The sequence below is a fragment of the Tsuneonella mangrovi genome (genome assembly GCF_002269345.1).
Taxonomy (GTDB): Bacteria; Pseudomonadota; Alphaproteobacteria; order Sphingomonadales; family Sphingomonadaceae; genus Tsuneonella; species Tsuneonella mangrovi.
Genome location: NZ_CP022889.1, coordinates 17,823 through 37,810, shown reverse-complemented (window position 1 = coordinate 37,810; position 19,988 = coordinate 17,823). Strand labels below are relative to the sequence as shown.

Sequence of the window (19,988 nt, the reverse complement as noted above, 5' to 3'; positions counted from 1 at the left end):
GATTGGCCTCAGAGCAACCCGGCCATCACGCCGGCGGTGTCGATCATCCGGTTCGAGAAACCCCACTCGTTGTCGTACCAGCTGACCACGCGGGCGAGCTTGCCTTCGAGCACAGCGGTTTCGAGCGAATCGACCGTCGAGGACGCCGGGAAGTGGTTGAAGTCGCTCGAGACGAGCGGCTGGTCGGTAAAGGCCAGCACGCCCTTCATCGCGCCTTCGGAGGCTGCCTTGAGCGCAGCGTTCATTTCATCGGCGCTGGTGTCGCGCTTGGGCGTGAACACGAGGTCGATCAGCGAGACGTTGGGCGTGGGCACGCGGACCGACGACCCATCGAGCTTGCCCTTGAGCTGCGGCAGCACGAGGCCAACCGCGCGCGCAGCGCCAGTAGTGGTCGGGATCATGTTCTGCGCACCACCGCGCGCCCGGCGCAGGTCCTTGTGGATCTGGTCGAGCATCCGCTGGTCGTTAGTGTAGGAGTGGATCGTGGTCATGAAGCCGCGCTCGATCCCGATCGCATCGTCGAGCACCTTGGCCACCGGAGCAAGGCAGTTGGTGGTGCAGCTGGCGTTGGAAACGATCACGTCTCCGGCGGTCAGGATGTCCTGGTTCACGCCGTAAACCACGGTCGCCGAAACGCCGGTCGCCGGGGCCGAAATCAGCACCCGCTTGGCGCCCGCCGCGAGGTGCGGACGGCTGGCTTCGTCGGACTGGAAGAATCCGGTGCATTCGAGGACGATGTCGATCCCGTTGGCCGCGTGCGGCAAATTGCCCGGGTCGCGCTCGGCAGTCACATGGATATGCTTTCCGTTCACAACCAGGTCGTTGCCGTCGGTCTCGACCGTCCCGGGGAAGCGGCCGTGCGTGCTGTCAAACTGGAACAGCAGCGCGTTGGACTTGGTGTCAGCCAGGTCGTTGATCGAAACGAGTTCGAAGTCGTGGTCGGTCCGCTCGAGCAACGCACGGGCAACAAGGCGCCCGATACGTCCGAAACCGTTGATCGCAACCTTGGTCGCCATGTGAAGTGCTCCTGCTTATCCGTTGAGTTTGCTGATGATTTTCGGGACGATTGCGTCCACTGTGAACCCGAACTTGGCGAACAGCTGATCCGCCGGGGCCGACGCGCCGAAGCGGTCGAGGCCGATTTGCAAGCCGTCGCTCCCGGTGTAGCGTTCCCAGCCGAGTGTCGATCCCGCCTCGATCGACACCTTGAGCGCATCGGCGGGCAATATTTCGGCGCGGTACGCAGCATCCTGCCGCGCGAAGAGTTCCATCGAAGGCATTGAAACAACGTCGGTTCCGATACCCCGCTCTTCGAGCGCGACGGCCACGTTGCACGCCAGTTCCACTTCCGATCCGGTGCCGATCAGTACGACCTTGCGATCAGCCTTGGCTGCGCGCAGGCGATAGGCACCCTTGGCGCTGAGCATCTCGCCTTCGTGGCGCAGCTGCGGCAGGTTCTGGCGGCTCAATGCGAGCACCGACGGGGTCTTCGCCTCAGCCATCGCCAACGCCCAGCATTCGGCGGTTTCGATCACGTCGCACGGGCGGAACACATTGAGGTTGGGCACCAGCCGCAGGCTCATCACCTGTTCGACCGGCTGGTGGGTCGGTCCGTCCTCGCCAAGCCCGATGCTGTCATGCGTGAACACGTAGATCGCGCGGACCTGCTGCAGGGCCGAAAGGCGCACTGCGTTGCGGCAGTAGTCGCTGAAGATCAGGAACGTGCCGCCGTAAGGGATCACCCCGCCATGGAGCGCCATTCCGTTCATCGCCGCAGCCATCCCGAACTCGCGAATGCCGTAATAGATGTAGCGGCCCGCGTAGTCCTCGGCTGTGAGCGGCGCGGTCGCCTTGGTCTTGGTATTGTTCGAGCCGGTCAGGTCAGCCGAGCCGCCGATCATCTCGGGCAGCAAGGGGGTCAGCACATCGAGGGCAAGTTCGGATGCCTTGCGGGTCGCAACCTTCTTGTCGTCGGCCAGCCAACTCGCGAATACTTGGCCCGCTTCGTCGCCGGCCTTGAGCTCACCCGCCATTCGCCGCTCGAATTCGGCCTTGTCGGACGAGGCATCGAGGCGCGCCTGCCACTTGGCATGCACCGCTTTGCCGCGCTCGCCCGTTGCCAGCCAGTCGGCCGCAATATCGCCCGGGATTTCGAAGGGAGCGGCGGTCCAGCCCAATTCTTGTCGCGCTGCTGCGATCTCATCCGCGCCGAGCGGCGCACCGTGGGTCGCACTGGTGCCCTGCTTGTTGGGCGCGCCCTTGCCAATCACCGTGCGGCACACGACCAGCGTCGGTTTGCCCGTTTCCACCTTCGCTGCGCCAAGCGCGCGATCGATATCGGCGAAGTCGTGCCCGTCGCATTCGACCACGTTCCACCCCGTTGCGCGGTAGCGTGCGGGGATATCCTCACTGGTCGAAAGCTCGGTCGATCCGTCGATCGTGATCGCGTTCGAATCCCACAGCACCTTGAGGTGGCCAAGTTTGAGGTTGCCCGCCAGCCCGATCGCTTCGTGATTGATACCTTCCATCAGGCATCCGTCGCCCGCGACCACCCAGGTATCGTGATCGACGAGGTCATTTCCGAACACGGCGTTGAGGTGCCGTTCGGCAATCGCCATGCCGACCGCCATCGCCAGCCCTTGCCCCAGCGGACCGGTGGTGCATTCGACCCCTGGTAGCAGGAAGTTCTCCGGGTGCCCCGCGCACGGCGAGCCGAGCTGGCGGAAGTTGCGGATATCATCGATCGTCGGCGCGGCGTAGCCGCTCAGGTGGAGCAGGCTGTAGATCAGCATCGAGCCGTGGCCCGCGCTCAGCACGAAGCGGTCGCGGTCAGCCCAGTCGGGTGCGGCGGGATCGAACTTGAGATACTTCGACCACAACACTGTGGCGACGTCCGCCATGCCCATCGGCATTCCCGGATGCCCCGAATTGGCCGCCTGGACTGCGTCCATCGACAGCGCACGAATGGCGTTCGCCATCGGTGCCAGGCGGGCGGGGTCGAGGGTCATGGGCACTGCTCCTGCCGGGGACTTGGGTTGGGTCGATTCGCTGCGCGCCTCCCTCTTGCGGACCCGCCGTGCAAGGTCAAGCAAACCCACCTATCCCCTCCCCAACGCTGCGTTCCCTCCGGGCCTTCGCGCGAGTTATCAACAGGTGTACGCAACCCTTTACGCCCGCGCCGGAAAACGGGTATCCCTCGTTGCATGACCCGGGAGCGGATTGAGGCAGCGACACAACGGATCGAGACCGCGCTGGCGCGCATTGCCAAGGCCTCCGACGAAGCGCGTCCGGCAACGCCATCGGTTTCCGCATTGGTGGTCAAGCACGAGGAGTTGCGCGAGACTGTCGCAAATACGCTGAAAGACCTCGACGCGCTGTTGGCCGAGATCGACCGATGAGCGAGGTTACCATCGAGGTTGGCGGAAGGGCCTATCGCGTGGCCTGTGCCGAGGGTGAAGAGGACCGAGTCCGCCGACTTGCCGATGCGGTCGACGAGAAGCTGGGATCGATGGGCCAGTTGAGTACGCACGACACCCAGAACATGCTATTCGCCAGCCTGTTGCTGGCCGACGAAGCCAAGGAAACGCGCGAACACCTGGCAGCTGCTCAGGAAGCCACCGCCAAGGCGCTGCGCGATGCCGATACCGCCAACGGTACCCGCGACCAGCTCAAGGGCACGATCAGCGATCTCGAGGCTGAGTTGGCCCGGCTGCAAAGCTCTCAGCAGCGCTCAGCGGTCGAAATGGAGGAAATCCAGAGCAAGGTTACGCAGCTGACCCAGCAGTTGGCGGACAAGGATGCCGACGAAGCGAAATTGCGCGCCGAACTGGCCACAGCAAGCGAAGCGCTGCGGTCAACACACGCCGCAGCACCGTCCAACGGCGCAGTGGCGGTCGATCCCGACCTGGCCCCAGCGCTCGAGCGATTTGCCGAGCAGCTCGAATTGTGCGCGGACCGTCTTGAGGGGAAGCTCGCGACCTCCTAAATGGTCCTCGGCGGGACTGCCCGGCACGAACCAGCAGAAAATCCCTGGGGCTATAAGCAATCCACGGGAGCCGTCCCTGTCCGGGATGCGGGATCTGAAATAGGGTCCGGTCCCGAGGCACATGGCGCCCACCTGACACCTTAGGCGTCAGAGGATTTCCAAGGGCAACCGACCCATGGTGGTTCCGCCACTCGAACTCGACTTTGGCGCGATGTGCGGCCAAGGATACCCCGTGAGCGACAAGCAATCCCTACGCAAAGTCCTGCGCGCCGAGCGCAAACGCTACGTCGCGGCGCTGCCCGAGGTGACCCGCGCGCTGCTGCTGCGCACCCCGCCGGGTCCGCTGGCCGAACTGGTGCCGGAAGGTGCGACGATCGGCCTGTACCGTGCGACCCCGATGGAAGCGCCCGCAGCGAGCTACGCGAGGCACTACATCGAGCGCGGGCACCGGATTGCCCTGCCCCGCTTCGCCGCACGCAAGGCCGACATGGAATTTGCCGAGCATACCGACCCGTTCGGCGAAACCGACCTTGAAGACGGTCCGTTTGGCCTGATGCAACCGATACCCGAAGCAGAAATGCTGGTGCCGAACGTCCTGTTCGTGCCGCTGCTCGGCTTCACTGTGGATGGTCACCGGCTAGGGCAAGGCGGCGGGCACTACGACCGCTGGCTGGCCGCCCATCCCGACGCCACCACCATCGGGCTCGCGTGGGATTGCCAACTGGCCGACGAACTTCCGCGCGAAGGGCACGATATACCGCTCGCTGCCGTCGTAACCCCCACTCGCCTCTACGGACCATTTGTATGAGAACCGAACCGACCCTGCGTATCCCGCTCGGCGTACTGGCGATGCTGGTGGTGCTGGCCGGATATGCGGCAGCGATCGCCCGCTATGTGCCCCCGCTGATTGGCGAATGGCCCACCCTGGCGCAGACGATCGTCTATGTCGTGTTGGGGATCGTGTGGATCGCCCCGCTGCGGCGGTTCCTGACATGGATGGAAACCGGCCACTGGCGTTAATCACCAGGCCGGTTCAAATTCAACTTCAGGATGAAGGTCCCAAGTGGCGCGAGTGACGGGACTTGAACCCGCGACCCTCGGCGTGACAGGCCGATACTCTAACCAACTGAGCTACACCCGCGCATTTGCGCGTCAGCGCCTCTTGGGAGCCGCGCCACTAAGGCTTGTGGCGATGGCTGTCAACCGCCCCGAACGGGCAATTTTGCGCTCGGTTCGAACGCTTCCTTCCAGACCCAAGACTTACCACATCTGGGCACGGAAGTCCCTGCGTCAGAGGGGCCCGTCCAGTGCCTGTGCGTCAAGCAACCAGCAGCAGTGCCGGGGCTTCGATAAGCCTCTTTATCGCCTGGATGAAACTCGCCGCATCCCATCCATCGACCACCCGGTGATCGCACGAAATCGAGATGTTCATCAGCTTGCGCTTCTCGATGCGTTCGCCGCCGTTGTCGTCAGGCACGAACATCGGACGCTCGACGATCCGGTTGGGGCCGATGATCGCCACTTCGGGGCGGTTGATCACCGGGGTCGTTGCAACCCCGCCGAGGGGCCCGAGCGAGGTTACCGTGAGCGTCGAACCGGAAAGCTCGTTCGACTTGGCCGAACCGTCACGCGCGGCATTGGCCAGCCGCACGATTTCCGCGGCAAGCTGCCACAGGTTCAGGCGTTGCGCGTCACGGATCACGGGAACCATCAGGCCGCCGTCGGTCTGGGTCGCCATGCCAAGATGCACCGACCCGTGCCGGGTAACTACGCCCGCTTCGTCGTCATAACGGGCGTTGATCATCGGGAAAGCTGGCAGCGTCTTGCAGATCGCGGTGATGAGCAGCGGCAGCATCGTAAGCTTGGGCCGATCTCCGCGTGCTTCGTTGAGCTGCGCGCGCAAGCGCTCAAGCTCGGTCACGTCGCATTCCTCGACGTAAGTGAAGTGCGGGATGTTGCGCTTGGCGGCAGCCATGTTCTCCGCGATCCGGCGGCGCAAGCCGATCACCTTGATGGTTTCGTCGGGCCGGGTGATGCCAGCCGGGGCATGGCCGGTCCGCGCGCCGTACGAAATGAATGCATCGAGATCGGCGTGGCGGATGCGGCCTTCCTCGTTCGGGCGAACGTCTGCGAGATCGATCCCAAGTTCGGCAGCGCGCTTGCGGACCGCGGGGGTAGCAAGGACCTTTGCGCTCGACGCTTTCATCACCGGCGTGGGTGCAGCTTTGGGCGCGGGTGGCGACGGAGGTGGCGGAGCGGGTTCTGCTGGCGGCGGCGCGCTCGCAGGTTCTTCGACCGGCTCCTCTACCATTGGCTCCGGCTCAGGTTCCGGCACGGCCTCGGCGGCAGCGGCATTGTCCGCCAGCACCTCTTCGGGCACGTCGCCTTCGGTCTCGATCACCACCAGCATCGAGCCGATCGCGATCACGTCGCCCGCTTCGCCGGCGACCTCGACGACCTTGCCCGAGACGGGGCTTTCCATCTCGACCGTCGCCTTGTCGGTCATCATGTCGGCAATCTGCTGGTCTTCGCTGACCGTGTCACCGGGCTTGACGTGCATCGCCACGATTTCGGCCTCGGCAATGCCTTCGCCGATATCGGGCAGGTTGAATGTGAAACGGGCCATCCTAGGCTTCCAGTATCTTGTCGATTGCTTCGCCGATGCGAACCGGGCCGGGGAAATAGGCCCATTCGAGGCTGTGCGGATAGGGGGTGTCGAACCCGGTCACGCGTTCGACCGGGGCTTCGAGGTGGTAGAAGCAGCGTTCGGTAACGAGCGCGGAAAGTTCCGCGCCGAACCCGCTGGTGCGGGTCGCTTCATGTACGATCAGGCAGCGCCCGGTCTTTTCGACCGAAGCCTCGATCGCTTCGATGTCGAGCGGGACCAGCGTGCGCAGGTCGAGGATTTCGGCGTCGACGCCCTTCTCGCGCGCGACTGCATCGACCACGTGGACCATCGTGCCGTAAGCGAGGATCGTGATCGCATCGCCTTCGCGCACCGTCCGCGCCTTGCCCAGGGGAATCGAATAGTAACCCTCGGGCACCTTGCTGTCGGGGTGCTTCTTCCACGGCTCGACGGGCTTGTCGTAATACCCGTTAAATGGCCCGTTGTAGATGCGCTTGGGCTCGAAGAAGATCACCGGATCATCATCCTCGATCGAAGCGATCAGCAGGCCCTTGGCATCGTGCGGAGTGCTGGGGATTACGGTCTTGAGCCCGGCCACGTGCGTGAACAACGCCTCAGGGCTCTGGCTGTGGGTCTGTCCGCCAAAGATGCCGCCCCCGAACGGGCTGCGCACGGTCATCGGGGCGATGAACTCGCCCGCCGAGCGATAGCGCAGCCGTGCCGCTTCGGAGATCAGCTGGTCGAGCCCGGGGTAAATGTAGTCGGCGAACTGGATTTCGGGCACCGGACGCAGGCCATAGGCCCCCATCCCCACAGCCGCACCGATGATGCCGCATTCGTTGATCGGCGTATCGAACACGCGGGTCTTGCCGTATTTCTCCTGCAGGCCCGCGGTGCAGCGAAACACGCCGCCGAAATAGCCCACATCCTCGCCCATGATGATCACCGACGGGTCATGGCTCAGCATGATGTCGAGCGCGTCGTTGATCGCCTCGATCATGTTGAGGTTGCGTGCGGGCGCATCCTCCAGCCCGAACGGAATGTCGTCCTCGATCACGCGTGAGGCCATTTGATCTTCCTTTCGCGGATCGCCTGGTCGGCCTGTTCTTCAAGATGCCACGGCAGCTCTTCGAACACGTCTTCGAACATCGTGTGGAACGGGTGGTGAAGGCCGTGGCCGAGGATACCGTTCTTTTCCGCGTCCTTGGTCGCGGCTTTGACTTTCTCGGCGCATTCGAGGTCGAGCGCGGACTGGCGCTCCTCATCCCATTCGCCGATCGCTATCAAGTGGTCCTTCAGCCGCATGATCGGATCGCCGAGCGGCCATTCGTTCCGCTCCTGCGCTGAGCGATAGGCGCTCGGATCGTCCGAGGTCGAATGTCCCTCAGCGCGATAGGTGAAATGTTCGATCAACGTCGGTCCGGCGTTGGCTCGTGCGCGCTCGGCCGCCCAGGCGGTCGCGGCATAGACCGCCAGCGGATCGTTGCCATCAACCCGCAGCCCAGCCATGCCATATCCGACCGCGCGCGAGGCAAACGTCGCCCGTTCGCCTCCGGCGAAGCCAGAGAAGCTGGAAATCGCCCACTGGTTGTTGACCACGTTGAGGATCACCGGCGCGTTGTAAACAGTTGCGAACAGGCACGCGGCGTGGAAATCGCCCTCCGCCGTGCTGCCCTCGCCCAGCCAGGTTGCCGCGATCCGGCTGTCGCCGCGCATCGCGCTCGCCATCGCCCAGCCGACCGCCTGCGGGGTCTGCGTGGCGAGGTTGCCGCTGATGGTGAAGAAGCTATGTGCCCGGCTCGAATACATGATCGGCAGCTGGCGGCCCTTCAGCTTGTCGCCGCGGTTAGAATATATCTGGTTGATCATCTCTACCAGCGGATAGCCGCGGGTGATCAGTATGCCCTGCTGGCGATAGCTGGGAAATACCATGTCGTCGCTCGCCATCGCCATTGCGGCGGCAACGCTGGTCGCCTCTTCACCGGTACACTTCATGTAGAAGCTGGTCTTGCCCTGCCGCTGGCCGCGATACATCCGCTCATCGAACGCGCGGGTGAGCGCCATCTTCTCGAGCATGGTGCGCATGGTATCGGCGTCGAGCCGCGGGTCCCACGGGCCATGCGCCTTGTTGTCGTCGCCCAGAACGCGAACGAGATCGGTCACGAGCGGTTTCGTCTCCGCCGGATCGCACGTCTCGTCGGGGCGCGGCTGCGCGCCCGCTTCGCTGATAGCCAGGTGCGAGAAATCGACCTCGTCGCCGGGCCGGAATTTGGGTTCTGGCACATGGAGCCTCAGCGACGGGCGATTATGCCCCGCGTTCCCTGTGCCGTTCGGCCTGTCGGCCATAAGCTGCTCTCCCGTGTAAGAAGACGCCAGTAGCAATCTTTTACGATTGCGACATATTATTTCAAACGGAGAGAGCGGTCAAGGTTGGCGCCGCGCTACACCGCCACCGGAGCCTTGATAGCACCGAGCGGCGTGTAGTTCGAGACTTCGAAATCCTCGATCCGGTAGTCGAAAATGCTTTGCGGACGCCGCGTTATCTCAAGCCGCGGACGGCCCTGCGGCTGCCGCGAAAGCTGCTCTTCGATCAGGTGCGCGTGATTGAGATAGAGGTGGGTATCGCCCCCCATCCACACGAATTCGCCTGGCTCCAGGTCGACCTGCTGGGCGATCATACGCTGGAGCAAAGCACCCGACCACAAGTTGAACGGCAAGCCCAGCGCAACGTCGCAGCTGCGCTGGTAGAGTAGGCAGTTCAGCTTCCCGTCCGCGACATGGAACTGGTATGTCTTGTGGCATGGCGGAAGCGCCATCCGGTCAAGCTCGGCGACGTTCCAGCCCTCGATGATGTGCCGCCTGCTACCCGAATTGACCTTCAGCGATTCGACAACTTCGGCAACCTGGTTAATCCCCGGCCCCGGCTCGTAAGTGCCGTCCTTGCGATAGCGGAATGTCGGCCAGTCGACCCATTGCTTGCCATAAACCGGGCCGAGATCGCCCCACCGCTCGGCAAATTGCTCATCATCAGCGATCCGCTGGACGAAATCGTCGAGCGCGATCTGGTCGCCAGTCTCGCGGACATAGTTCGCGTGCGGCCATTCGTTCCAGATCTTGACCCCTTGCAAGACCAGCGGGCGGATATTGGTGTTCCCGGTGAGGAACCACAGCATCTCGCGCGTCGCCGTTTTCCAATAGACGCGCTTGGTGGTGAGCAAGGGCATCGCGCCGTTCGCCAGATCGAATCGCAGGGTCGCCCCGAACACCGAGCGCGTGCCGACACCCGTGCGATCGACCCGCTCCGAGCCGTGCAGCCAGATATGGCGCATCAGGTCAAGGTAATGCTGTTCGTAGTGCGTCTCGCCGGGAGAATCGGTCGTTTGCGCAGCGCTGGCCATGGGCAATTCCCTAGACCGGTAAATGCCCGCTTGCCACCCCGCGCAGCGCTGCCTATAGGGCGCGCCTTGCCTCGACCCGCGTGAGGCATCGCCAGCGCGGGGCCGACACGGTCGGGGAGTAGCTCAGCCTGGTAGAGCACTGTCTTCGGGAGGCAGGGGCCGGAGGTTCGAATCCTCTCTCCCCGACCATTTTCACCATCTGCCGGCTGCACTGATTCCGCTCGCCCCCCGCATCGCGCCTCTCGTCGGCAACAACGCACGCGAAATTAACCTTTTTCGTTCAGTAAGCAGCGGTTTGGCAGTCACGTGCCGGAGCACGGGCCAGCCAAGGCTGGAAGAAGGATTGCGATGTCGTTCGATGTCCTCGGGATCGTATTGGCGATCGTGGCGGTGCTCGTGCTCGCCGCTTTCGTCGTGCGTGCGAGACTGCGTCGGCGCGTGCAGGCAGAGCCCGAGGAAGAGGCACCGAGCATGACGCCCGAGCGCCTCAAGCGGCTGCAGGACGCTGGCCTCAAGGAAATCGAACCATACGTCAGCATCGCTGAAGTCGAGCTCCCCGGGGAGGCTGAGTCGCCAGCCGCAGAAGCGGCCGTTGCGGAACCGGTCGACTACTCCGGCTACAGCGCCGAAGTGGAAAAATGGCTCGAATCCGCATTCGAATTGCTCGAACAGCAGACCTGCACGATCGACGAATTCGCCGGCGCAGTTTCTGAAGCCAAGCAGCAGATCGAGTTCGATCTCGATGCGCTGCGTTCAGCGCAGGAAACCGACAGTGACGCGCTTGCCGAAGTCGAAAAGGCGATGAAGGCGGTCGAATTCTGCGAGAACTGGATCGCGGAAAACCGCGCGGCGACGGTCGCCTAGATCATCCAACCACCTACGCGCCGCCAAGCCCTCGCCCAACCATGTCGGCGGGCCGGATGAACCGGTCGTAGTCTTCCGCGCTGACTTTCCCCGACTTGAGCGCTTCCTCGCGCAAGGTCGTGCCGTTGGCCGCCGCCCCTTCCGCAATATGCGCTGCGGCCTGGTAGCCGATGTGCGGCGCCAGAGCGGTCACCAGCATCAGCGAATTCTCGACAAAGCCGTCGATCCGCTCGCGATCGAGCTGGGTCCCTTCGACCGAGTACTTGCGGAATTTCTCGCACCCGTCGGCAAGGATTGCGATCGAGTGGAGCACGTTGTTGACCACGATCGGCCGCATCGCGTTCAATTCGAAATTGCCCTGGCTGCCGGCGAACGCGGTCGCGGTGTCTTCGCCGATGACCTGGATCGCGATCATCACTATCGCCTCGCACTGCGTCGGGTTGACCTTACCCGGCATGATCGACGAGCCCGGCTCGTTGTCGGGCAGCTTCAGTTCGCCGATTCCGCAGCGCGGCCCGCACGCAAGCCAGCGTATGTCGTTGGCGATCTTCATCACCGCCACTGCCACGCCCCTGAGTGCCGCAGAGACACGCACCGACGCATCGAGCGAGCCCTGCGCGGCGAACTTGTTGGGTGCGGTGACGAACGGCCTGCCGGTCAACTCGGCGATCTTCGCGGCAGACTTCATCGAGAAGCCCTCGGGCGCATTCAGCCCGGTTCCTGTTGCGGTGCCGCCCAGCGCGAGTTCGTAGAGCCCCTCGCGCGCCTGTTCGACCGCGAGGATAGCTTCGCGCAGCTGGCCGACCCAGCCCATCCATTCCTGCCCGACAGTGACCGGGACAGCATCCTGCAAGTGGGTGCGGCCGATCTTGACCACGTCCATCCAATCGCCGGCCTTGGCCTCCATCAAATCGGCCAGCGCGCCGAGTTCGGGTAGCAACCGCTCGGTCAGCTCGCACTCGATTGCGATGTGCATCGCAGTCGGGAAGGTGTCGTTCGACGACTGGCTCATGTTGACATCGTCATTCGGCGCAACCGGCTGCTGGCTACCTAGCGCGCCGCCCAGCAGCTGGATCGCCCGGTTGGAAACGACCTCGTTGACGTTCATGTTCGACTGGGTGCCCGAGCCGGTCTGCCACACGTAGAGCGGAAAATGCGCGTCGAGCTTCCCGGCAATGACTTCGTCGCACGCAGCAACGATTGCATCCGCCTTCCAGCCGTCCAGCACGCCCAGCTCGGCATTGACCAGCGCGCAGGCCTTCTTGACCACACCGTAAGCGCGATAGACCGCGATCGGCATCCGATCATCGGCAATCGCGAAGTGTTCGAGGGAACGCTGGGTCTGCGCTCCCCAATAGCGGTCCGCTGGCACCTCGACCGAGCCCATCGAATCGAATTCGGTGCGCGTGCCGGTCGCGTCGATGCCCACCGGGATGCTGCGCAATTCGGGAGGCGCGCTCATTGTGGCTCTCCAATTCCATCGCCCGCCACATGGGAGGCGTAAATTGCCCGGCGCGCCCGGAACGGGTGAATTCGCCGGTTGTTGATCCAAGTGATAAGCGCCTGAGCCGACGAAGGGAACCAATCACGATGTGCGAACTGTTCGCGATGAGCTCTGCCAAGCCCGGCATCGTCCGCTACGAGCTGGACAGCTTTGCCGCCGAAGGCGGCGAGAAGCACCGCAACCGCGACGGCTGGGGAATCTTGTTCGCTGAAGATCGCGACGCGCATGTGTTCCGCGAGGCTGCCCCGGCGGCGGACAGCGAGCTCGCGCGAATGGTGGTGAGGCGCGAGATCCCCACCCGCACGCTGCTCGCTCACGTCCGGCGCGCGTCGCGCGGCCAGCCCAGGCTCGCCAACACCCACCCGTTCACCAGGGTGCGCGGCGGACGGCTGCACGCATTCGCGCATAACGGCGACCTGCCTGGAATCGAGGGATGCCGAGGTGCCAGCGCTGTCGTCGGAGATCGGGTTGGCGAGACCGATTCCGAACTGGTTTTCCTGCTCCTGCTCGATCGCCTCGACGCGCTGGGGAGTGCGCCTGCAGTGGCTGAGCGGTTCGATGTGTTCGCCAGGCTCGCCGCCGAGATGCGCGAGCTCGGTTCATCCAACTTCCTGTTTTTCGATGGTGATTGCCTGTTCGTCCATGCCGACCGGAGGCGCTACGAGACTGCCGATGGCCTGACGGAACCACGCGAGCCGGGCCTCAATATCCGGCGTTTCGAAAAGCACGAGCACGGCCGCGAATGGCGCTGCAACGGGGCGATCCTCGACGAGGTCAGCGAAGACACAATCCTGTTCGCCTCCGTCCCGCTCGACCAGGGCGAGTGGGAGCCGTTGCCGCGCGGCACCGCGCTTGCTCTCAAGGGCGGCGAGATCGTCGATCGCAGGCCCGCCTGACTGGTCACGCACGCACGCTCGGCAACTGACGTGAAATGGCTGGGGCGGCAGGAGGCGAACTCTGGCCCACAACAAGCCATTGAACCTCCAATATTCTCTTGCCTATCAGGAGGTTCCGGCCCACAAAGATGGCCCACACACACGGCCCACAGGGGGACCAAAAGCAGCATGGCAGCACTGCAAAGGCGCGGCAACAAATGGCGCGCGAAGATAAGGATTCCAGCGGAACTGAGGGCCTCATATGGGAGGCAGTTCGAGCAGAAAACCATGCAGGCACTGGACAGGCGCTCCGCTCGGCTGGAGGCCGATGCGTGGGAGATCACCCTGAGGGCCGACTGGGCCTCACGCACACCACAACCGAACACCTCCCGGCAGGTACTCCGCCAACTGCACGAGACGCTGCTGGACATGGCGCTTGGTGGCAACTTCAATGTCCACGGTGCCTCTGAAGAAGACCCGCGAGAACTTGGCGTGGGCTACGAGCTGGACAAGCTGCAAGAGCAGACTGAGGGGCGGGAGCTGACACCCGAAGAAGAGGTGAAGCTCGCAGCGCTGCAAGATGCCGCAGCGGTCTTGCGGGGCAAGCGCCCTGCCCGCCGTAAGGAGCTTGAACCGAGCTTTTCGGAAACAGCTGCCGAGTACATCGAACTCTGGTCCACGCAATCAGGTTTAAAGCAGAGCAACACGCGCCAACAGAAGGAGGCCACGTTCCGGCTCTTCGCTGACTACATCTCCGACCGTCCACTGAGGGAAGTCCGGCAAGTAGACGCTGCGAGCTTCATGGACGCGCTGCGGCGCTTCGATCCGCACTGGGCGCGCTCTCCGGCTGCGAAGGAGATGTCTTGGAAGGCGCTTCATCGGGAATACGGGCATCACCCCAAGGGCCTCGCAGACGCGACTCTAAACCGCCATGTCACGACCCTGCAGGAGTTGTGGAAGTGGGGAGAGCAGCGAGACAGGTGCACCGGCAGGAACCCATTCAGCGGGATGAGGAAACGCCTCACTCCGGGCAAGAACGTCGCTTCTTATCGACCGTGGACGATTGACGAGCTGAAGGTGCTGTTTTCCCCGCCGCCCAAGCGCACCGATCTAGCGGAAGTCATGCAAGTCGCGCTCTTCACCGCCATGCGCCTGGACGAGATCGCGTCATTGACCTTCGGCCAGATCAAAGAGGAAGACGGTATCCGGTTCATCGACGTTATCGACGCGAAAAGCCCAGCCGGTATCAGGCAGGTTCCCCTACATGGAAAGCTGCAGTGGCTGGCAGAGCGAAAGGGCGCTGCAGGTGACCGCGTCTGGCCGTCGTTCAATCCCGAGGGTCCGGGCAAGAAGCCGGGAGCTGACGCCGGAAAGGACTTTTCCAACTTTAAGATCGGCAAGGGCTTCGACGACCGTCGCAAGGTGTTTCATTCGTTTCGCAAGAACGTGACGAAGATCATGGAACGCGCTGGTGTGCTTGAGAACGAGTGGGCGCAGGTGCTTGGGCACGAGCGGGGGTTCACCTACAAGCGTTACAATGCCGATGGGATTACCATGCAGCGCAAGGCCGATCTCATCGCGTTGATCGACTATCCGGGGGTCACCTTCCCGGTGCCTGAATAGGCCGCGGCCAATTATAGCCCACCCTCGGGAAAGGAACCTCTTCCGCCCCGGTCAGATTATTGAAGGTAGAATACTAGTAGGGAACCCTCAGTAGCACCAACGGTCTGAGCGCGGATTCGCAGCGGCTGGTCAATTAACCCTCACCCTCGGAGAATGAACCCCCGCCCCGGTCAGATTATCGAAGGTAGAACACTGAAGGGGAACCCTCAGTAGCACCAACGGATGGGCGCGGGTTCACAGCTTCTGGTCAATTAACACCCACCCTTGGAGAAAGACCCACCGGGTGAGATTTATCGAAGGTAGTACACTTAAAGGGAACCTGTCGTAGCACCAGCGGTGCCCGCAGGTTTTCCCTTTCAGTTCCCCTTCAACACTCCTTCTCCTCAGAACCTTAGAAGGGGAACGTGTGTGGGGCGAGATTGCTCCTCCTCCTTCCCGACTACCCACGAAATCCCTCGGTGCCCCTTGAAGGCTCCGAAGGACCGCCTGCGTCTGCGATAGACGCACCTCCACAACGCAAGTGACCGAGGACATCGCCTCGGCAGAATGCAACCCCATGACTGAAGACACTACCCCTGCCTCTGGCGGCGACGACCGTATGCGCGGCGTTGTCACGAACTACGGCAACCTCTCCGGCAACTCCGAGAGCATCCCCGCAGAACACCTGCCCTACGCCGATCAAATCCTGAAGATGGACCCGATCAATGACGTACCGGGCAACGTTGCCAGCTTTGGCGGTGTCCGCCCCATCCAGCTCAAGGCATCGGGCCTTCCCGACGATATGCGGAGCGAGGTCTACCGACGGCTCGAACTCAAGCCGAATATGCCGAAGGAAGATCGCGCCAAGTACGAGAGCCAGCTGGTCGAAGAGGTGGTCCGCGAGAAGCGCGGGGCCATCCGCAGCCAGACCGGCGTCCACCGCGATGCGCTGCCCTTCCACAAGGAACAGGCCGACATCGCCATGCAGGTCCGCGACCTGTACCGGAAGCGAGACGGCTTCCAAGAGGCATTGGACCGGGTGGTCGATGTGACGAAGGCCGAAGACCCGGCGACGGGCGAGCTGGTCGCTGAGCCTGTGTATTGGCTGAGCGAGACCAAGCGCCAAGCCTACCGCAACAACATCGCGGACATCGACCGACAGGTACGGCTTCTGGTCGGCCCCGACGGTTCCTTCGGGATCGAAGGGCGCAAGCGCATGGAGAAGGCCTTGGCCGAGTCCGCCGCGCTCCTGCACCGCCAACAGCAGCAGAAGGCCAACCGGGAAGCGATCAAGAAGCGGGCAAGCGAGATCACCCGCGAGAAGTACATCGAGGAGCAGGCGCAGGCGCTTGCTCGCATGCGGCCTGACCCGACCCAGTGATGCGCCGCCGCCCTCGCTTCGACCGTCGCGGACCTAAGTCCAGCTACCCCGATCCCAACCGTCCAGGTTCTCCCGATTACGCCGAGCGGCACCGCCGCAAGGTGTGGGAGTGCATCCCCGGAATGACCCGGATCGACATGGGCGGCAAGGACTGACCGCAGCCCATCCAACCGACAACTAGGAGACCAGACCATGCGTAGCACTGCCGCGCCAGCCGCGCTGTCCAAGCAGCACCCCTCGGTGCCCCTGTGGGACGACATACAGGCCGCCTTGGCGCTGGTCTCTATAGCCAAGGACAAATCCAATGCATCTGCATACCCACGCCGCAACTAGCGGCTCCCTCGTGGCCCTGAAGGGGCACCGGGGTCGTGAATGAGCGACACCCGCCCCTCGCTTCGCTCGGCAATCGACGCGAAGTGCCGGGACTGCATCTTCGACGAATGCGAACCCGGACGGTGGAAGCAGCAAGTCGCTGCATGCACCTGTACGCACTGCCCACTCTATGCGGTGCGCCCTATGCCCCGGTCGCGGTCCTGATCGCCGCCGCAGGCTTCTGAATGACACCGTAAGGCTGGCTTTCCGATACCCCGGAGCCGCCTTGCGGGGTCACATGCCCAATCCCGGCCCGATGTGCCGGAAGGCCGCCGTTACGGTGGCCCACAGGAGGCTCCATTGTACAAACCGATCCCCGTCCCGGTTCCGCCGGGGCACAAGTACTGCCACGCCTGCAGCACTCCCCACCCCGTCGCCAACTTCTACCGCAGCCGCAATCAGCCGGACGGCCTCGCCTCGCAGTGTCGCGATTGCGCCAAGGCATCGCGCCGCAAATCGCGAGAGATGCAGAAGCTTGTCCAAGAGGTAATCGATGACATGGCAGAATACTTCAGGGAGCACCCGAGCAAACCCTACGAGGTTCCGGTGGCTCCGATGTCGAACCCTTACCCATGAACGGGTACCGGACTTACCGGGGCTTGCATGGCGAGACCATCCGTGTGCCCGAACACACCATCGCTCCTGCACCCTACCTGCATTGCCACGAGCCGTTCCCCTACGCTGCCATTGCGCGGGAGCTAGACGAGGAGAAGCGAGACCGCTTCGCTGCTTTCGCCCAGTTCAAGCCGTGGATCGAGGATGCTCTTGCACCGCGAAAGACCCGCCACAGGGCCGGTTAGTTTTGGTGCGAAAATCATCGCCAGCCGATTGCGGGTTCGGAGCAGATGTCGCGGTTGTATTGGAGTTTGATCTTGTCGCAGATGAAATCAGCTCCCGCCTCAAAATCCCTCTCAAGATATGGGGGGTCTCCTTCGCGAAAGGCCTGCGGGTACATCTGCTTCATGAGGTCGTTACTGATAACTCGTCCGTCGCCTTCTGCCTCTCTTGCTTCGTGTACCAGTGGTGATTCACAGGAGGTCGTAAGCAAGAGAAGTGGCACACACAGCCACTGGCTTGCTCTACGCATTCGCTGTTGCTGGAAGAAACTCATATATGGCTCCTTTAGTGGCCTTTCTGAGAATGGTTCAGCCTGGCTCGCGGAATCCAAGCCCACAGGTGTCACAGGATCATTAATTTTGCCGCAAAAATCCGAAGCGGGTTGAACGAAGCGGACGACGGCGGGTTCCCCCCATAGGGGTGCGCCAGCCAAGTGCGGCCCGCGCCGGTCCAGCAGTGCTCCTCATGGGTTCCCGAGGAGTTGCTAGGGCGGCGCGGGCCGTGCGTTTCAAAAGGGGGCGGTACTCCTAACCGAATATCGCCATGAGCGCCTCTTCCTCCATCGCGGTGACGTGTGCGTCGTAGCGACCGCTTGGGGCTGCAGGCCCGCTCCTGCCCTCCAAGAGCCGGTCGAGCCTCTCGCGGATAGCAACTGCCCGCTCGGCCATGCTCATCTCATTCTCAATCGTCATTCGTTCCCTCCATTGTTGGGAGGCAGGTGACTGCACCAGCTGCGGGAGCGGAAAAATCCTACAAACGGAACCGTGTGGATAATCGAGTCCAAGCGGTGCCGATCTGCGGCGAAGCGAACAGGGCCACACTGCCCCATCCCTCACAACTTACACCTTATGCGAGAGGGGCTGAGCGCCCTGCGCTTTTGCCTCGAAAGATAGGGTATTGACATATGCGACACCCTCAATACTCTCATGATAACTTTCGAGGGAGATACCGAATGAGCCGCATTGCCTACTACCGGGTGAGCACAAGTGACCAATCCATCGAGGCCCAGCGCAGCGCGCTAGGCGGGCAGTTCGACAGGGAGTTTAGCGACGAGGGAGTGAGTGGAGGTGTGTTAGCCTCGCAGCGCCCCGGCTTCTCCGAGATGCTCTCCTACGTGCGCGAAGGGGACACTGTCTGCGTCTACGCTGTGGACCGTTTGGGCCGCGATGCGCTGGACGTGCAAGGCACTGTCCGCCGCTTGATCGATGCGGGGGTGACAGTGGACGTTCACGGCCTCGGGCCGATTGGCCGGGGTGTAGGTGAACTCATCCTCGCCGTCCTCGCTCAGGTGGCTGAGATGGAGAAGCGCCGGATCGCGGAGCGCACTGCTGATGGCAGGGCAAGGGCGCGCAAGGCCCTAGAGGAAACCGGCAAGACCCACAGGGGCAAGGCGAGCCTCGGCAGGCCGCAGAAGGTAGACCCGCAGGTGGTCGCTGGGTGGCGGAAGGAGCATGGCGCGAGCATCGCTGCCACTGCTCGCCACTTCGACATCTCACCTGCGACCGTCAGCCGTCATTGCTCGAGCGCGCAGGTAGCCTAGAGGGAGGCCTGAAGGGGGCTGTGGGCTTCCATTCAAGCTCCCTCGGCCCTGCTTTTTCCGCCGAACTTTGGATGATAACTTGATCCAAAACCGGACCAGCCCCTAACGACCCCTTTGCAGACTCAACCTACTGTGGCATCGTAATGCGATGGATGATGGTGGGTATAGAAGCAGTGCGACTGCTGGCGGGAAATGGGGCTGTGCGCTTTCTGCCATTGTTGGGATACCGCTGATCGGATTTTCCGTTGCAGTCAGTGCTCTGGGAGATTGTGTTCCGGATGAGCCGTGCAACCACGGGCTCATTTGGTGGCTAATTGTCCCTTCAATCTTGATCACCGCAGTCGTCGGATTTGCCTTGCGATACGCGATTAATCGGCTTTTCATGCGCCGTGGAATTGACCGCTAACCAATCCCTGGCGGACACTTAAGAGGACTTGGGGTGCGACAAAAGCGAGCATTCCGCTAACGACCCGATTGCGGACTTTACGATTTATCGCGAGACTGGCTTCATGACTCGCGCTCGCTGGGAAAATGCACTCTGGGCTATTCAGATCACCTCGTGTGTGGCTGTCTTTGGATTGCTTCGATTTGACGCGCCCATATGGTCCGTGAACATGGCAGTCTGCATAGCCTTCGCTTCAGGTATCCCTGCCGCGTTCTTAAGCATTCGACGAAAGTGGCGCGGAAACTAACGCCGAAGTCCGCTTTCCACCCCTAAGCCGTCATTCTGGGAATGACCCGATTGCGGACAAGGTCGCGGCCTGCCATCATCTGTAAATGACGACACGGCAGCTTGAATTCATACGATGGTCCCTGTTTTTCGCTGCTGGCGCTTGCTGGGGAGCACTTGTGCATTATCAACCCCGCGGCGGATTGGGCGTCTTACTGTTCTTTGGAGGCCTGCTTCTCGGCATTCCTAGCGCGATGCTGTCGCTTCACTTGCACCCGCCGAAATGGTTTCAGTTCTTGGAGCGCCCGAAGCGTTAGGTCCGCTTTCCACCCCC

At 62.7% G+C, this 19,988-nt stretch carries 20 protein-coding genes and 2 tRNA genes; 12 read left to right on the top strand and 10 right to left on the bottom strand.

What is annotated here, in order from left to right:
* Positions 1-8: 8 nt before the first annotated feature.
* Together gap and tkt are read right to left on the bottom strand one after the other, a co-directional pair.
* Complete coding sequence (gap, locus tag CJO11_RS00170) at positions 9-1,016, bottom strand: type I glyceraldehyde-3-phosphate dehydrogenase (protein ID WP_095010884.1); 1,008 nt, start codon at positions 1,014-1,016, stop codon at positions 9-11.
* 15 nt (positions 1,017-1,031) lie between these two features.
* Entirely contained in the window at positions 1,032-3,008 is a 1,977-nt protein-coding gene (gene tkt / locus CJO11_RS00165; protein WP_095010883.1) for a transketolase, read from the bottom strand.
* A gap of 195 nt (positions 3,009-3,203) precedes the next feature.
* Here tkt and CJO11_RS00160 point away from each other — a divergent pair, with 195 nt between their 5' ends.
* The 4 genes from CJO11_RS00160 (at position 3,204) to CJO11_RS00145 (ending at position 5,005) form a co-directional block, all read left to right on the top strand.
* Positions 3,204-3,398 (top strand): hypothetical protein, encoded by a 195-nt coding sequence (locus CJO11_RS00160; protein ID WP_095010882.1) that lies wholly within the window; start codon positions 3,204-3,206, stop codon positions 3,396-3,398.
* Positions 3,395-3,985 (top strand): cell division protein ZapA, encoded by a 591-nt coding sequence (locus CJO11_RS00155; protein ID WP_095010881.1) that lies wholly within the window; start codon positions 3,395-3,397, stop codon positions 3,983-3,985. Before CJO11_RS00160 ends, CJO11_RS00155 begins: the two co-directional genes overlap by 4 nt.
* Before the next feature lie 211 nt (positions 3,986-4,196).
* The gene (locus CJO11_RS00150) at positions 4,197-4,793 is read left to right on the top strand and encodes a 5-formyltetrahydrofolate cyclo-ligase (protein ID WP_095013125.1); all 597 of its coding nucleotides are present in this window, start codon (positions 4,197-4,199) and stop codon (positions 4,791-4,793) included.
* The gene (locus CJO11_RS00145; protein ID WP_095010880.1) at positions 4,790-5,005 is read left to right on the top strand and encodes a DUF2842 domain-containing protein; all 216 of its coding nucleotides are present in this window, start codon (positions 4,790-4,792) and stop codon (positions 5,003-5,005) included. Before CJO11_RS00150 ends, CJO11_RS00145 begins: the two co-directional genes overlap by 4 nt.
* 44 nt (positions 5,006-5,049) lie before the next feature.
* Here CJO11_RS00145 and CJO11_RS00140 read toward each other — a convergent pair.
* The 5 genes from CJO11_RS00140 to thyA all read right to left on the bottom strand — a co-directional run bounded on the left by CJO11_RS00140 (position 5,050) and on the right by thyA (position 10,009).
* Positions 5,050-5,126, bottom strand: a tRNA-Asp gene (locus tag CJO11_RS00140).
* Positions 5,127-5,303: 177 nt separating this feature from the next.
* Entirely contained in the window at positions 5,304-6,611 is a 1,308-nt protein-coding gene (locus CJO11_RS00135) for a dihydrolipoamide acetyltransferase family protein (protein ID WP_095010879.1), read from the bottom strand.
* A gap of 1 nt (position 6,612) precedes the next feature.
* Positions 6,613-7,680 (bottom strand): alpha-ketoacid dehydrogenase subunit beta, encoded by a 1,068-nt coding sequence (locus CJO11_RS00130; protein WP_205651080.1) that lies wholly within the window; start codon positions 7,678-7,680, stop codon positions 6,613-6,615.
* Entirely contained in the window at positions 7,665-8,957 is a 1,293-nt protein-coding gene (locus tag CJO11_RS00125; protein WP_095010878.1) for a 3-methyl-2-oxobutanoate dehydrogenase (2-methylpropanoyl-transferring) subunit alpha, read from the bottom strand. Before CJO11_RS00125 ends, CJO11_RS00130 begins: the two co-directional genes overlap by 16 nt.
* 95 nt (positions 8,958-9,052) lie before the next feature.
* A complete protein-coding gene (thyA, locus tag CJO11_RS00120) occupies positions 9,053-10,009 on the bottom strand; it encodes a thymidylate synthase (RefSeq protein ID WP_095010877.1) in 957 nt (318 codons plus the stop codon).
* 112 nt (positions 10,010-10,121) lie between these two features.
* Here thyA and CJO11_RS00115 point away from each other — a divergent pair.
* Together CJO11_RS00115 and CJO11_RS00110 are read left to right on the top strand one after the other, a co-directional pair.
* Positions 10,122-10,198, top strand: a tRNA-Pro gene (locus CJO11_RS00115).
* Positions 10,199-10,357: 159 nt separating this feature from the next.
* A complete protein-coding gene (locus CJO11_RS00110; RefSeq protein WP_095010876.1) occupies positions 10,358-10,873 on the top strand; it encodes a hypothetical protein in 516 nt (171 codons plus the stop codon).
* Between the two features lie 13 nt (positions 10,874-10,886).
* Here the strand turns inward: CJO11_RS00110 and fumC are convergent, their stop codons facing one another.
* Complete coding sequence (gene fumC / locus CJO11_RS00105; protein WP_095010875.1) at positions 10,887-12,335, bottom strand: class II fumarate hydratase; 1,449 nt, start codon at positions 12,333-12,335, stop codon at positions 10,887-10,889.
* Positions 12,336-12,463: 128 nt separating this feature from the next.
* Between fumC and CJO11_RS00100 the strand changes: the two genes are divergently transcribed.
* The 5 genes from CJO11_RS00100 (at position 12,464) to CJO11_RS00085 (ending at position 17,407) form a co-directional block, all read left to right on the top strand.
* Positions 12,464-13,273: a class II glutamine amidotransferase gene (locus CJO11_RS00100; RefSeq protein WP_095010874.1), complete on the top strand. Its 810-nt coding sequence runs from the start codon at positions 12,464-12,466 to the stop codon at positions 13,271-13,273.
* Positions 13,274-13,441: 168 nt separating this feature from the next.
* The gene (locus CJO11_RS00095) at positions 13,442-14,875 is read left to right on the top strand and encodes a site-specific integrase (RefSeq protein ID WP_095010873.1); all 1,434 of its coding nucleotides are present in this window, start codon (positions 13,442-13,444) and stop codon (positions 14,873-14,875) included.
* Between the two features lie 556 nt (positions 14,876-15,431).
* Positions 15,432-16,235, top strand: a complete 804-nt coding sequence (locus CJO11_RS00090) for a hypothetical protein (protein WP_095010872.1) — start codon at positions 15,432-15,434, stop codon at positions 16,233-16,235.
* Positions 16,235-16,390 carry a hypothetical protein gene (locus CJO11_RS13230; RefSeq protein ID WP_169829103.1) on the top strand — a complete coding sequence of 52 codons (156 nt, stop codon included), beginning with the start codon at positions 16,235-16,237 and terminating at the stop codon, positions 16,388-16,390. Before CJO11_RS00090 ends, CJO11_RS13230 begins: the two co-directional genes overlap by 1 nt.
* A 789-nt stretch (positions 16,391-17,179) precedes the next feature.
* Positions 17,180-17,407, top strand: a complete 228-nt coding sequence (locus tag CJO11_RS00085; protein WP_095010871.1) for a hypothetical protein — start codon at positions 17,180-17,182, stop codon at positions 17,405-17,407.
* Between the two features lie 14 nt (positions 17,408-17,421).
* Here CJO11_RS00085 and CJO11_RS13160 read toward each other — a convergent pair whose 3' ends face one another.
* Together CJO11_RS13160 and CJO11_RS13225 are read right to left on the bottom strand one after the other, a co-directional pair.
* Positions 17,422-17,718, bottom strand: a complete 297-nt coding sequence (locus tag CJO11_RS13160; RefSeq protein WP_150124942.1) for a hypothetical protein — start codon at positions 17,716-17,718, stop codon at positions 17,422-17,424.
* A 253-nt stretch (positions 17,719-17,971) separates the two neighbouring features.
* The gene (locus CJO11_RS13225; RefSeq protein WP_169829102.1) at positions 17,972-18,136 is read right to left on the bottom strand and encodes a hypothetical protein; all 165 of its coding nucleotides are present in this window, start codon (positions 18,134-18,136) and stop codon (positions 17,972-17,974) included.
* 260 nt (positions 18,137-18,396) lie between these two features.
* Here CJO11_RS13225 and CJO11_RS00080 point away from each other — a divergent pair, with 260 nt between their 5' ends.
* Complete coding sequence (locus tag CJO11_RS00080; protein ID WP_095010870.1) at positions 18,397-18,984, top strand: recombinase family protein; 588 nt, start codon at positions 18,397-18,399, stop codon at positions 18,982-18,984.
* Positions 18,985-19,988 lie beyond the last annotated feature (1,004 nt).